Source organism: Chryseobacterium polytrichastri (assembly GCF_900142445.1).
Lineage (GTDB): Bacteria > Bacteroidota > Bacteroidia > Flavobacteriales > Weeksellaceae > Chryseobacterium > Chryseobacterium polytrichastri.
Window position 1 is genome coordinate 48,961 of sequence record NZ_FRAV01000003.1, and the last position, 14,815, is coordinate 63,775.

Annotated in this window: 11 protein-coding genes; 9 read left to right on the forward strand and 2 right to left on the reverse strand. The window is 35.4% G+C overall.

Annotation, left to right across the window (positions count from 1 at the left end; all coding sequences use genetic code 11):
* Nucleotide 1: 1 nt before the first annotated feature.
* From BUB80_RS02545 to BUB80_RS02580, 8 genes are all read left to right on the forward strand, one after another.
* Entirely contained in the window at nucleotides 2–493 is a 492-nt protein-coding gene (locus BUB80_RS02545; protein WP_073290637.1) for a cyclophilin-like fold protein, read from the forward strand.
* 5 nt (nucleotides 494–498) lie between these two features.
* Nucleotides 499–981 carry a cupin domain-containing protein gene (locus tag BUB80_RS02550; protein ID WP_073290639.1) on the forward strand — a complete coding sequence of 161 codons (483 nt, stop codon included), beginning with the start codon at nucleotides 499–501 and terminating at the stop codon, nucleotides 979–981.
* Nucleotides 982–1,024: 43 nt separating this feature from the next.
* Nucleotides 1,025–1,777: an SDR family oxidoreductase gene (locus BUB80_RS02555; RefSeq protein ID WP_073290641.1), complete on the forward strand. Its 753-nt coding sequence runs from the start codon at nucleotides 1,025–1,027 to the stop codon at nucleotides 1,775–1,777.
* Nucleotides 1,778–2,250: 473 nt separating this feature from the next.
* Entirely contained in the window at nucleotides 2,251–3,516 is a 1,266-nt protein-coding gene (locus BUB80_RS02560; protein ID WP_083547003.1) for a TolC family protein, read from the forward strand.
* Between the two features lie 3 nt (nucleotides 3,517–3,519).
* Nucleotides 3,520–4,443: an efflux RND transporter periplasmic adaptor subunit gene (locus BUB80_RS02565; RefSeq protein WP_073290645.1), complete on the forward strand. Its 924-nt coding sequence runs from the start codon at nucleotides 3,520–3,522 to the stop codon at nucleotides 4,441–4,443.
* 4 nt (nucleotides 4,444–4,447) lie between these two features.
* Nucleotides 4,448–7,489: an efflux RND transporter permease subunit gene (locus tag BUB80_RS02570; RefSeq protein WP_073290646.1), complete on the forward strand. Its 3,042-nt coding sequence runs from the start codon at nucleotides 4,448–4,450 to the stop codon at nucleotides 7,487–7,489.
* A gap of 71 nt (nucleotides 7,490–7,560) precedes the next feature.
* Complete coding sequence (locus BUB80_RS02575) at nucleotides 7,561–8,238, forward strand: phosphatase PAP2 family protein (protein WP_073290648.1); 678 nt, start codon at nucleotides 7,561–7,563, stop codon at nucleotides 8,236–8,238.
* Between the two features lie 22 nt (nucleotides 8,239–8,260).
* Nucleotides 8,261–8,677: an EamA family transporter gene (locus BUB80_RS02580; RefSeq protein ID WP_073290650.1), complete on the forward strand. Its 417-nt coding sequence runs from the start codon at nucleotides 8,261–8,263 to the stop codon at nucleotides 8,675–8,677.
* A gap of 255 nt (nucleotides 8,678–8,932) precedes the next feature.
* Here the strand turns inward: BUB80_RS02580 and BUB80_RS02585 are convergent, their stop codons facing one another.
* The gene (locus BUB80_RS02585) at nucleotides 8,933–9,646 is read right to left on the reverse strand and encodes a hypothetical protein (RefSeq protein ID WP_073290652.1); all 714 of its coding nucleotides are present in this window, start codon (nucleotides 9,644–9,646) and stop codon (nucleotides 8,933–8,935) included.
* Between the two features lie 23 nt (nucleotides 9,647–9,669).
* Nucleotides 9,670–12,042, reverse strand: coding sequence for a TonB-dependent receptor (locus BUB80_RS02590; protein ID WP_073290654.1), 2,373 nt, complete (start codon nucleotides 12,040–12,042; stop codon nucleotides 9,670–9,672).
* A 400-nt stretch (nucleotides 12,043–12,442) separates the two neighbouring features.
* On the opposite strand from BUB80_RS02590, the gene BUB80_RS02595 reads away from it, so the two are divergent.
* The gene (locus BUB80_RS02595) at nucleotides 12,443–14,680 is read left to right on the forward strand and encodes a TonB-dependent receptor domain-containing protein (RefSeq protein WP_073290656.1); all 2,238 of its coding nucleotides are present in this window, start codon (nucleotides 12,443–12,445) and stop codon (nucleotides 14,678–14,680) included.
* Nucleotides 14,681–14,815: the final 135 nt, after the last annotated feature.

A 14,815-nucleotide genomic window follows, 5' to 3' on the forward strand; every position in this document is an offset into this window, starting at 1 on the left:
AATGACGTATTTCAAATCTATATTGATCTTAAGTCTTGTACTGGCATCAATATATGCTTGTGCCCAAGGTAAAATAGAGGATGATAATAGAATGAAAAAAGAGATTAGGACAGCTGTACCAATAATAGACAGCCTGCAATTAAAAATAACAGTTGGAGATAATGTTTTGTATGCAGAGTTCAAGAGTAATAAAACTGCAGATGATTTTATTAAGCTACTTCCAATAACTTTATTAATGCAGGATTTGAATGGAAGAGAAAAATACAGTTCACTTTCAGAAGTTCTTTCAAAAAAAGATGGCATAAAAACAACTTTCGAAGATGGTGAAATTGCCTATTGGTTAGGCGGCGGCCTTGCAGTTTTTTATCATCAGGATAATAGTACGATCAAAGCAGGGCTTATCACTATTGCAAAGTTGAAAGATGGAAAAGAATACTTCAAAGGTTCAGATAACATCAAGGTGAAATTTGAAGCAGTAAGAAAAAATCAATAGTCAATATGAAAAAGATAAAATTAATTTCATTAACGAATATCATAATTTTCATTTTTACACTGAATACTTTCAGTGCACAAACCCAGAATACATACACTATGCAAAGAGATACCGTTTTTGCCAAAGGCGAAAAAATAGATACCGGGAATTTTACAGGAATTGCTTATCTTAACGTATTGATAGCAAGTGATAAAGAAAACCCTACGGCAGTTGGTAATGTAACCTTTGAGCCTAAGGCAAGAACCAAATGGCATTTGCATCCTGCCGGGCAGATTCTTTTAGTTACTGATGGCGTAGGTTATTATCAGGAAAAAGGGCAACCCAAAAAGATTCTGCGAAAAGGCGATGTCATAAAATGTCCTGCCAATGTAGAGCATTGGCACGGAGCAAGTGCAGATACATATTTTGTTCAGGTTGCCATAACAAATAATGATAAAGGGAATGCAGTATGGTTGCATGCAGTAAGCGATGAAGAGTATTATAAATGATAATAACAGCAAATTGTATTACACCAATAAAACACTATAAATAATGAATACAACAGAAAATATCTCAGAAAAAGTAATTGTGATTACGGGTGCGAGTAGCGGTCTTGGAGCTGCAGCGGCTAAATATTTATCGGCTCAGGGCGCTATTGTTATACTGGGAGCAAGACGTATTGAACGCATCCAGACACTGGCTGATGAGATCATCAATAATGGAGGTCGCGCACTTGCTATTGCTACAGACGTTACAAAATATCAAGATGTTAAAGCTCTGGTAGACGTAGCAGTTTCAACCTACGGGCATATTGATGTAATGCTTAATAATGCGGGTATTATGCCGCATTCTCCACTTGATCGGCTACGAGTTGATGAATGGGATAAGATGGTAGATGTAAACCTCAAAGGGGTTATGTATGGTATTGCTGCTGCGCTTTCTTATATGAAAGAACAGAAGTTTGGGCATATCATTAATGTTTCTTCCGTTGCAGGTCACAAAGTGTCTCCGGGCGGTGCAGTTTATGCGGCCACCAAACATGCTGTTAGAGCTTTGTCTGAAGGATTGCGCCAAGAAGTGAAAGGATATAATCTTCGTACGACTGTTATTTCACCTGGCGCCGTTGCAACAGAATTACCTGACAGTATAAGCGAGGAAGATGTAGCAACTGGTGTAAAAGCGTTCTATGAATCGATGGCTATTTCGCCGGATTCATTTGCCCGTGCCGTTGGTTATGCCATTAGTCAGCCGGCTGATGTTGATATTAATGAAATTCTATTCAGACCAACACAGCAAGTGGGTTAATTTAGATTTACCAAATCAATATACATTTTAAGAGCATAGATCATTACTATGCTTTTTTTATTGTAAACTTGTTTAAACTTTCTATTTTAACCACAAAAGAGACAAAAGATTGATATATTATTTATTGAAGTTCATCATGAAATGCAAACAAGAACTCATAAGTTTAAAAAAATCTTTGATTTTTATTCTTTTGAAAACAAAGCTTTCAAAAGAGCTAAACTTTAAATAACTCAATAATAGCTTTTGTACCTTTTGCGGTTTAATTTTTTATTAGTTTAAACAGGCTTTGTATGTCAAAACCGTAGATTCCTGTTTTTACTATGCAATCAGGACTCAGCCTTTAGCTCCAAATTCTTCACTGTTTTTTCTGCATTTTTATAGATTATTACCGGATTAAAGAGTTAATGTCTTAGGTAAACAATTCAGAATTTCTACAAAATCGTATCTTATCTTTACTAAATAATTAACAGATTATGGATACTTTACGTACATATCTTATTCGTTGTTTTTGGTTTTCGGTTATGTTTTTCTGTGGTACTGTAGTAAATGGACAATCAAAAAATACATTGTCTTATTTTCTTGAAACAGCAAAAGTAAACAGTCCTGTTCTAAATGATTACAACAATCAGGTTATTTCTAATCGGATTGACAGTTTAAAATTAAAGGCAGCTTATGGTTTTATTGTTACGGGAGAAGGTAATGCGGGATATTCTCCGAGTATAAAAGGATGGGGGTATGATAATGCATTAACCAACGGGCAATCTCTTTTTGCGGGCGTAAGAGTTGCTAAAGAATTCATCAGCCGAAATAATCTTAATACAAGACTAGCGGGTGTTAATGCAAGTATTGCACAGGTTTTGGCTCAGAAAAACATTAGTATTCAGACGCTAAATAAGCAAATTACAGATCAGTATATAGCTACTTATGCCAGCCAACAGCAGTATGATGTAAGTAAAGAGATTATTCATCTTTTGGATCAGGAAGATATAGTCCTGAAAAAACTGACACAGGCTGCGGTTTTTAAGCAAACAGATTATCTTACCTTCAAAGTAACGCTTCAGCAAAATGAATTGACCTTAGAACAACAGAAAGCCAACTGGCAGAATAATTATTCTTTACTGAAATATTTGTCGGGAATGATAGATAATACCTTTGAATCCCTTGAGAAACCTTCTTTTAATGATGTACTTTCTCCAACTTCTTTCGACGGAAGTATCTATGAAAAAGCTTTTCAGGCAGACAGTTTAAAATTGGCTAACGATGCAAAGATCATTCAGTATAATTATAAACCTAAAGTAATGGCCTTTTCAGATAGTGGTTATCAGTCTTCATTCACAACAACTCCGTATAAAAATTTCGGAATGAGTGTTGGCGTTGGAGTTACTATTCCTATCTATGACGGGCATCAAAAAAAGATGTTGTTACAGCAAAATCAATTATCACTGGAAACCCGCCAGAAATATCTTGAGCAAACGCAAAGACAATATCAACAGCAGATTCTACAGGTCAATAATCAGATGGAACAGTATGATAAAATGATTAATACCGCCAATCAGCAGATTATCTACGCTAAAACTTTAGTTGAAGCCAATGCAAAGCAGCTGCCGACAGGAGATGTAAGAATGGTAGATTTTATTTTATCCATTAATAATTTACTTGGTTTAAAAGGAAATATTATCCAATACAACACTACTTTGTTCAACCTGAAGAATCAATTGCAATACTTAATCATCCCATAAACTATGAAAAAAATAATCACCCTCATCATCATATTTCTTGTTGTTTTAGGTTGCAAAAAAACAGGAGAAAATGCTTTGGCTGCGTCTGAACCTGATGCTAAACCCAAAACACTTGTCACCATAGCTTATCCTTCCGATACTGCTCAGCTTAACAGTATGATTACGCTTAATGCGACTGCAACTTATTTATTAAAATCGGATGTAAAGGCTAACAGCAATGGCTATATCACAAAAATGACCATTAAACTGGCGGACCGAGTGAGCAAAGGCTCCGTCCTTTTCGGATTGCAGACCAAAGAGGCAAGAGCTTTGGGAAATACAATCAATAAATTGGATACCTCTTTTCGTTTTAATGGAGCAACAACGGTAACGAGCCCTGCAACGGGATATGTTGCCATGTTGAACCATCAGATTGGAGATTATGTGCAGGATGGGGAAGTCTTGGCAACCATTACAGATGCGAGCAGTTTTGGTTTTGTGGTGAATGTACCTTACGAATACCTTCAGATTATAAAAAGTAAAGGTGCTTTACCAATTACTTTGCCCGACAATACCGTTTTGCAAGGAAGAATTACTAAAGTGATGCCTTCGGTGGATCCTGTTTCTCAAACGGTAAAAGTCCTTTTACAAGCTTCCAATAACAATATTCCTGAGAATTTGATTGGTACAATAAGCTTTTCTAAAACTTCCGCTTATGGATTATCGGTGCCCAAAATGGCAGTTGTAAGTGATGAAACACAATCTTCTTTTTGGGTGATGAAATTAATTAATGACACCACAGCTGTGAAAACAGAGATCACAAAAGGTGTGGAAACGGATAAATACATCCAAATAAAATCCGGTAATCTAACAACAAAAGACAGAGTAATTGTCTCAGGGAATTTTGGGTTGAGTGATACTGCAACAGTGAAAATACAAAAACCTTAAGCTGATGAAAAAGTCATTTTTTGTAACCTATAAAAGCCCTTTATTGGTATTGATTTTCTTAATACTGGCGAGCGGAATTTATTCCTATACTAAAATTCAGTCTGCTTTATTTCCGCAGATCACTTTTCCAAAGATAAAGATCATTGCTGATGCAGGGCAGCAGCCTGTTAATCAAATGACAGTTGGTGTAACCAAAGTGTTGGAAGCTGCTGTGAAAAAAGTTCCTGATCTGCAGGTTTTAAAAAGCACAACCAGCAGAGGAAGTTGTGAAATTTCCGCATTTATGGATTGGAATGTAAATGTAGATCTGGCAAAACAACAGATTGAAAGCAGTGTGAATGAAGTAAGAAATCAGTTACCTCCAGATATTAATATTTCCGTTGAAAAAATGAATCCATCGATTCTTCCGGTTATGGGGTATTCTTTGAATTCTAGTTCAAAAGATCCAATTGAATTAAAGCAACTCGCTCTTTATACCATAAAACCTTTCCTCTCACAGGTTCCTGGCGTGAGTGAAGTGAGAATTATTGGCGGACAAGACAAGGAATTTCGGGTGGTGATGAATCAGGAAATGATGGCAAGGTTAAGCATTACCCCGGCTTCGGTGGAACAGGCAATTAACACAACTAATTTTATCAAATCAAATGGGTATTCTTCAGATTTTCGCTATTTGTATCTAACGCTTACCGATGCTCAGATTCGTAATGAAAATCAGTTGAAAAATCTTGTGGTGAGCAACAACGGAAACCGTATAGTATTGTTGAGTGATATTGCCCAGATTAATGTTCACAATGCGAAACAATATATAAAAGTTAATGCAAACGGACAGGAAAGTATTCTTATTGCCATTATACAGCAACCTAATGCGAATGTGGTAGATCTGAGTAAAGCAATGGAGGCAAAAATTGCTGAACTCCAAAAAACACTGCCAAAAGATCTTGTTTTAAAACCTTATTACGTTCAGGCAGATTTTGTGAATGATTCTATTAAAAGTGTAACCGATGCTTTGTGGATAGGGCTGATTTTAGCCATTATTGTAGCGATTATTTTTCTTCGTTCATGGAAGGCGAGTGCGGTAATTTTAATCACGATTCCAATTACCTTAAGTCTTACCATGCTTGTTTTGTATGCAATGGGGCAGACGTTTAATATTATGACATTAGGTGCTATTGCTGCTGCCATAGGATTAATCATTGATGATGCTATTGTGGTGGTAGAACAGATCCATAGAACTCACGAAGAGCATCCTGAAGAATCCTCTAAAACATTAGTACAGAAAGCCATTAATTATTTATTAAAAGCAATGATTGGTTCGTCATTAAGCACCATTGTGATCTTTCTTCCTTTTATGCTGATGAGTGGCGTGGCTGGGGCTTATTTTAAAGTGATGACAGATACGATGATTATCACGCTGGTGTGTTCATTTTTTGCAACATGGATATTATTACCCATTGTTTATTTGCTATTATCATCGGGAAAGAAAGAAGAAAAAAATCTTGAGCATCACGATGTAAAAGAAAGAAAATGGGTAGGCTTCTTTATAAGAAAACCATTGTACAGTTATTTGTTTATCGGAATTCTTATTGTACTTACAGCAATAATCCTCCCGAATATAAGCACCGGATTCTTGCCGGATATGGATGAAGGAAGTATTGTTTTAGATTATAATTCGCCGCCAGGAACATCTCTTGAAGAAACAGACAGAGAATTAAAACAAGTTGAAAAGATCATTACTTCAACTCCCGAAGTAGCTGCATATAGCCGAAGAACGGGAACTCAAATGGGATTCTTCATTACAGAACCGAACCGAGGAGATTATTTAATTCAGTTAAAAAAAGACAGAAGCAAGACTACTAATGAAGTTACGGATGAAATTCGGACAAAAATTGATGCTTCTGGCTTACCTCTAACTGTTGATTTCGGGCAGGTGATTACAGATATGCTTGGTGATTTAATGAGTAGCGTGCAGCCCATTGAAATTAAAGTTTTCGGGACCGATCAAAAAGTCATTGAAGGATATTCAAAAAAAATCGCCGGTATTGTAAGTAAAGTAAAAGGTACAGCCGATGTTTTCGATGGAATTGTAATTGCAGGACCATCAATGGTTGTAACTCCCAAACTCTCTGTTTTAGCACAGTACAATATTTCTTTACCGGATTTTCAGAATCAGTTGCAGGCCAATTTAGATGGAAATGTAGCCGGCAATATTTTCGATAAGGTTCAGTATACGCCAATACGTTTATTATATAACGAAAAAAGCAATCAATCGTTAAGTGATATCAATAACAGTATGATTGCTTTGCCTAACGGAACTTTGAAACCATTGAGTGAATTTGCCACTGTAAGCGTAGTAACGGGTTCTGCGGAAGTAAACAGAGAAGACTTACAAACATTAGGGATTGTAACGGCAAGATTAGATAACGGGAATTTGGGAGGAACCATTCAGGACATCCAGAATCAGGTCAACCAGAAAATAAAATTACCAAGCGGATATTCTGTAGTGTATGGTGGTGCTTATGCAGAACAGCAGCAATCTTTTAAAGAATTATTGATTATTTTGATAGTTTCCAGTTTGTTGGTTTTTTCGGTGATGCTTTTTTTATTTAGAAATGTTGTGGTTGCTTTAATCATTTTATTTGTTTCTGTGTTAGGACTTTCGGGGGGGATTATATTGCTGTATTTAACCAATACTCCTCTGAATGTCGGAAGTTATACAGGGCTCATTATGATGGTTGGAATTATTGGTGAAAATGCCATTTTTACCTATTTGCAGTTCCACGAAAGTTTAGCCACTAAAACCAAAGAAGAAGCTGTGATTTATGCAATTAGCACAAGGCTTCGGCCTAAATTAATGACGGCTTTGGGAGCCATTATCGCTTTAATGCCTTTAGCTCTGGGAATTGGCACGGGAGCGCAAATGCATCAGCCTTTGGCTATTGCTGTTATTGGAGGTTTTATTATTGCACTACCTCTTTTACTGATTGTTTTGCCTACATTGTTGAGTAAGGTAAACTTCAAACCCAATGAAAATATTTCAGACTCTTAGGATTGATAGTAAGCAATATTCAAAATTTATTCAGAATCATTTTTTTATTTTGCAGATATAAAATGCCAGTTATGAGACTTAATTCTTTTCAGTTCAAAAAAGTAAACCCTGTTGAGTGGGGTATTTTCGCAGTGCTCATCTTGATATTTCTGTTTTTAAGTTGCTATGTCATTGCAGAGCCGCCTCAATATTTGGATATCCATATTTCAAAGGAAATACAGGAGAATCAAAGTTTAAGGCTGAATAATTTTATGATCTGGATCAGTTGGTTTGGAAGAACATCCATCTCTGTTGTATTAGTAATATCTCTCTCTTTGGCTTTACTATTATTACAATTCAAAAGAGAAGCAATTTTATTGCTATCTACCTTATTTTCAGGAGTGGTTGGGTTGTTTTTTAAAGTGCTTATAAACAGACCTCGCCCGTCTGCCAAGTTGGTGACCTTACTTGAAGATACCAAATTCCAAAGTTTCCCGAGCGGACACGTCTTGTTTTATACGGTTTTCTTTGGTTCGCTGATTCTTATGGTAATGAATACAAATAAGTTGAATAAGACTGTTAAAGTAATTCTCACTCTCATTTGCCTAGTTATGATAGTTGTCGGTGCTATTTCAAGGGTTTATTTAGGAGCGCACTGGTTTACAGATGTTTTAGGAGGCTTTGTGCTGGGATGCATTCTTTTGGTAATTGCAGCCCATTTTTATCTTGAAAATACAGGAGGTATCTATAATAAACAAAAAGCTTTTTGATGTTAACTTAAAACCTTTTATTATGTGGATTTATTATGCATTACTTTCAGCGCTATTTGCTGCATTCACGGCCATTTTTGCAAAAATAGGAGTGTCTAATATCAATTCTAATCTTGCAACAGGCATTAGAACAATCATCATTCTTATATTGGTTTGGAGTATTGTATTGATAAAAGGGGAGGCCAAAGAAATAGGTTCATTATCAAAACAGAATATTATATTTTTGGTTCTGTCGGGCGTGGCAACAGGCTTGTCTTGGTTGTTTTATTTTAAAGCATTACAAATCGGGAAGGTGTCGCAGGTGGCTGCTGTAGATAAATTAAGTGTAGCAATAGCCATCATTTTTGCAGTATTATTTTTTAAAGAAACATTGACCTTAAAAACAGCAATGGGAGCGCTTCTTATTATTGGAGGAACGATATTGTTGGCTTTAAAATGATTAGATAAATGATGAACTTGTTTAATTTTTTTCTTTTAACCACAAAAGGTACAAAAGAATTACGCATTATTTAAGTTAACCATGAATTGTAAATAAAGAACACATAAGTTAAAAAAAATATTTGCATATTGAGCGGAGTCGAAATATTTTCTTTTGTAAGCTTTGTTTTCAAAATAGCTAAGTGTTAAATGATCCGATAATAGCTTTTGACTCTTTTGTGGTTTGACTTTTTGATTAGTTTAAACAGTTTTTTTATTATTTAACTTCAAGACTATAATCATAGCGATGTCTTTCCGAATAATACTGTTTGTTTTCAAAAACGCCTTTTTTATCAACGTATTGATCCAGGCGGATAAGATAATTTCCTTTTAGAGATAGAGGAAATGTTGCAGTACCATGATTATTAGTCATCACTTTTATATCCTGATTATTGGGTAAAAATATTCTTATCGAAGTTCCTGCTTTTACCGGAAGGCCATCGATAAAGGGATGAACGAGTGCAGCATTTTTTTCAATCTTAACAGATAGATATAAATAAGGCATCTCTTCTTTATATTTTTCACCCTTATTTACGGTGTAGGCAGCGTGTAAATATTGTATGGGCTTAATATTTTCAAGACTTTTTTCTCGCTCAACTACCGGAAGCTTGGTATCAATTGCGGTAATCTGAAATATTCCGTCTTCTTTTGGTATGTAATATCCTATCCAATGATCATATTTCTGTTGAATAGGAACGGTGATTTTTTTACCGCTTGGGCTAATGACTGTAACGGTGAAGTCTTTCATTTTATTGAGATCGTCTCCGTTTTTGATGTATCGTTCTTTTTCGTCATTTACTCCACCATAACGAATTTTTATAGTGAGTGTATCATTGCTCTTACCAGAGCCATCTAGTTCTATCCAATATCCATCAGCATAGGCAAAATTGCTTAGCAGAAGGGAAAATAATAAATAAAAAATTTTATTCACAGCGAGTATCTTTTAAAGGGTATTTAAAATTTTAATGCTAGGCTTGCTAAAAATCGTATCGGAGCCTGAGGAGTTAGCCTTACAGACCATGCTCTTTCGCTGGTAATATTATCTATTTTTAAACCTAATCTGTATTTAGGACGATCATAAAATACGCTGGCATCAAACATTTTATAAGAAGGGATAATTACTTTAGCCGTTTGGGTGTTGGTTTGATAAGACATACTACCGATGTTTCCTCCGAAACCGGCTCCTAAACCACTGAATTTACCTTTTGTCAAAGCATAGCTTACCCAGAAATTATACATATTCTGTGGCCCTGAAGCGGCAGGACGAAGGTTTAATACAGAAGCATCAGATTTCGTAAACTTACTGTCGTTGTAGGCATAACCCGCAATAATGGTTAACCCTGCAATAGGATTGGCTGTAATATCTATTTCTACCCCTTTGCTGTATTGTGATCCGTCTTGTATTGAAAAATTGGCATCATCAGGATCTGTTCTCAAAACATGATCTACCTTAATGTCATAATAACTAATGGTTCCCACAAGTTTATGATTAAACAAATCTGCTTTTGCACCGAATTCTAATTGATTTCCTTTTTGAGGAATAAAGTTATTTCCGTTTTTATCAACCCCGCTGATGTTAAAGAACCCGTTCAGATAATTTCCAAAAAGAGATACTTTATCTTTTAAAACTTCATAAATTAATCCGGATTTGTGAGATAATGCGGTTTGCGTATAAGGTCCTGCCTGTAATCCGCTTACACTAAGACCGCCAGCTGTTTCACCCGTCAAAATGTTATAAACCCCATTGTAATGGAAATTATCAACTCTTAAACTTGCCATTACTTTTAATCGATCTGTAATATCAAAAACATCAGAAACATAAGCGGCATACGTATTATCACTACTTTTTTCTTTTCTTGGAGTTCCGGTGTTGGCAAGCGTATCAAGCATATCTCTTGTCACTCGGTAATCTTTTGGGGTATTGACAAAATTAACGACCGGAGCATTCACGGTAACTCTGTCGAAATTATTGAAATTGTTGTAATAATCTAACCCAACAACCATTCTGTTACGGAATTTCCCGATGTAGAAATCACCGATGAAATTTTGCTGTAGATTGGTAGCGATAAAATTGGTATTTCCTACAATAACGCTTGGTTGTAGCGTCGTATCAGAACGACCGTTTAAGGCTGTAATATAGCCATTGATTGTTGATCTTGCGCGGGAGAATATCGTTTGGGACGTCCATGAAGAGGATATCTTATAGTTTAGCTGTCCAAAAATATTCATCATTTGAGTAGAGTAGGTGATGTCATCTCCCAAAAATGTTTTATTGTAAGGGAAATTCATATCAGCAATAGATTGAATCTTATTACTTTTTGTGTAAGGATTAAAACGAACCACTGAAGTTCCTTTTGCAATCCCAAACTCCACGTCTAATAATAATGAAAGTCTGTCGTTGATCTGATAAGAAAAACTTGGTGCAAGGGCTAAACTGTTGGTGAAGCCATTATCTTGAAAACTTTTTTCGAAAGTGGTAGCACCGTTTAATCTTAATAATGCTGTTTTGTCAGGATTTATCGGCGTATTGGTATCAAAAGTAAGTCGGTTGAAATTCCAGCTTCCGCCTGTATAACTTACTTCTCCACCCGTACCATTGTATGGTTTTTTAGTGACTCTGTTGTATAATCCTCCGTAACTGCTTGAAACCTGTGTACCGAATAAAGTTGTGGAAGGTCCTTTAATAGCTTCTATTCTTTCAAGGTTGGCATTGTCTAAAAAGGAGAATGCAGCACCGGCAACTCCGTTTCTAGCATTAGGTTCCGTATCAAATCCACGGGAACGGAATGTTACTCTTCCCTGATTAGCAATCATCGGAATACCGGCGCCGGGAACATTTTTTGAAACACTTCCCAGATCCACAGCCATTTGCTGATTGATTAATTCTTTGGGAACAATATTATAAACCTGAGGATTTTCTAGGTATTTAATAGGAAGCTTTGCAACATAAGGACTTTCTTTTCTGGTAACCTTAGAATTATTTCCGGCAATTCTTACTTCCTGTAATAACTGAATATTCTCTTTAGACAGTTTATAATTTACCGGTGAATCTTCACCCTCTTTTACTTCAATTGGAATTTGCTGCTCTTTAAGACCCAGCATCTGAATTTTCACAATATAATTTCCCGGAGCTATTTGGGAGAAATTGAAATTTCCTTTAATATCCGTAGTTGTATTTTTATTGAGTTCCAGAAGCGAAACCGAAACAAGCTCTAGAGGTTCATCATCAACAGAAGTGATAATTCCTGAGATACTTCCTGTTTTAGTTTGAGCATAGGATGAAAAATAGGATAGAATTAAAGATAAAAAAATTAATCGTTTAAGCATAGTTGAAAAAATTTATTCCTTAGCTAATCATCAAATTTGATTTGTTTCCTAGGGAATGATTACGGTTTTGGGTGAATGTCTTAGTTTCTGATGGTAAATGGCGATGGAATGCAGAAGTATAACTGCCATTTTGTATATTCATGTTAATTAAACGGAATTTGTTTTCATTATATTTATTTAGACCAAATATTAATAATTTGCAAATGTAAATATAAAAATCAGTAAAAAGAGAAGTTGAAGTTTAATAATTGAGTAAAATCAGTTTTGTAATGCTCTACATGATGGATTTAAAAATATACTATAGTTCTAAAGAGTTTTAGGATTTTATTTCTATATCTCAGATAAATTCAAAATTTTTACAGAATTGGGTTTCATTTTTGTGGCTTAATTATATAACGCTGTGAAACAGGTATCAATTCTTTTTACTTTACTATTTACCTTATTGGTGAATGCTCAAACTACAAATTCAGGAAAAATAACTACAAAAGCAATTGATTCCTTAGCCGGAAATCGAACTAAGACAATAGAAGGAGTAATCATTGTTGGAAAAAAAGCAATTGTTGAAAATAAAATTGACAAGATTATATATAACGTAGCGAATGATGTTACCTCCCAAAGCGGAGCAGCGATTGATGTTTTGAGAAAAGTTCCGCAGGTAACCGTAGATGCCGACGGAAATGTAGAATTGCAGGGAAATCCTAATGTTAGATTTTTGATCAACGGAAAACCTTCCAGTATATTTGGAAATAGCTTGGCAGATGCATTGGCTTCTATTCCTGCCAGCCAGATCAAAAGTATTGAAGCGGTAACCAGTCCCGGAGCAAAATATGACGCACAAGGAACCGGAGGAATTATTAATATTGTTCTGAATGAAAGCAAAGTAAAAGGAATTAATGGAATTGTAAACGCTTCTGCAGGAACACGTTTTGAAACAGGCTCGGTGAATCTGAATTTCAGAAATAATGATTTCAGCCTGAATGCTTTCTTTAGCGGAAATGCACAGTTGAAATCCAGAACACCTTTTTCTCAGGACAGAATTTCCCACTCAGCGACCAATGAAACGCGTTTGTTACAAAATGGGTATACCGACTTTCAAAGACATGGATATCGTACAGGCTTAGGTTTTGATTGGTCAATTAATAAAACCAATACCTTAAGCGGTTCTGTTTCTTATAATGATTTTGCCAACAAAAGCATTGGTCTCATCAATCAGGAACAATATATTACGGATTTTTCTAATTCAAGTGAACAGTCTATTATTGGCTATAGAAATTCAGTTAACCGTTCTTCTGTGAATTCCATCGATGGAAATTTAAGTTATAGAAAGACATTTAAAAAAGAAGGTCAGGAGTTGACGGCAGATTATGTTGTAAGTTATGGTTCACCAAATAGTAACTATTTGCAAACTCAAAGCTTAACAGGAGGTTTATCTCCTTATAATGGTATTTCAGGACAGAATCCGGGAACAGATTACACGCATAATTTATCCATCGATTATGTACAGCCGATAAATGATAAAATAACACTTGAAATGGGAACAAAAGCCATCCTCCAACATATTACCAATGCTACGGATGTTAATGTTTTAGACCCTGTATCTGGACAATACCTATCAGATCCGTTTCAGTCTTACCATTTGAAATATGATATGGGAGTGTATGCGGCGTATCTTTCTTCTTCGTTGAAATTATTCAATTGGCTGGATGTAAGAGCTGGTGCCCGTTATGAATATACCACCGTAAAAATAGATTATCAGAATACCCATATTCCTGCTTATAGCCTTTTGGTGCCTTCATTCATTTTATCGCATAAATTTGAGAGTGGAGAAACGGTAAAACTTGCCTATACCCGAAGAGTGGAAAGGCCTGAATATTCTGAGCTTAATCCGTTTTTAAATTTTAGCGATCCGCATAACATCACGACCGGAAATCCTGGATTAAAACCGGAAATAGGAGATAATATGGAGCTAGGCTATAATAAGAACTTTAGCAATGGAGCGAATCTTTCACTAACGCTTACAGAAAGAATTAATAGTCAGGATTTAAAACAAATCACGACTTTTTACCCGATTTACACCGTAAACGGTACAGATTATACGAATGTATCGGTGACTTCCAGAGATAATATTGGAAAAGAATATAATTCCGGAGGTATTGTATCAGGATCTGTTCCTTTCTTTAACAATAAACTCAATATACGTGGAAATATGATGGTGTTTCACAGATATATTGTGAGTGATTATTTTGGGAATGTGGATATGGGAGTTCGTTATCGTTTAAATCTAAATATGAATTATCAGTTTCCAAAAGATGTTATGTTGGAAATGTTTGGAAATTACAATTCTGCCGCTAAAAATATACAGGGTAAAAATCCTCAGTCCATCACCTACAGCATTGCAGCAAGAAAACAGTTTTGGAATAAAAAAGCCAGTATAGGAATTACAGCAACCAATCCTTTTAATAGATATATCAAGCAAGTTACAACAGTTGATACCAATGATTATAGCTCATATTCTGTTCGTGAATTACCACTTCGTTCGTTTGGAATAAGCTTCAGCTACAAGTTCGGAAAAATGGATTTTAAAAAGGAAAAGGATATCAGTAATGATTATTTAAATGGGGCTTCACAAGGTAATTGATAAAACGGATTTATGATTTGTAAATATGAAATATGCCCTGCTCAAATTTAGGCTTCTTTGTATGTACTCTTATCAACCTTCACTTCTTATTTTCCTACTTTATATAATTTTATATGAAGTAGGAAATTAAGAAAT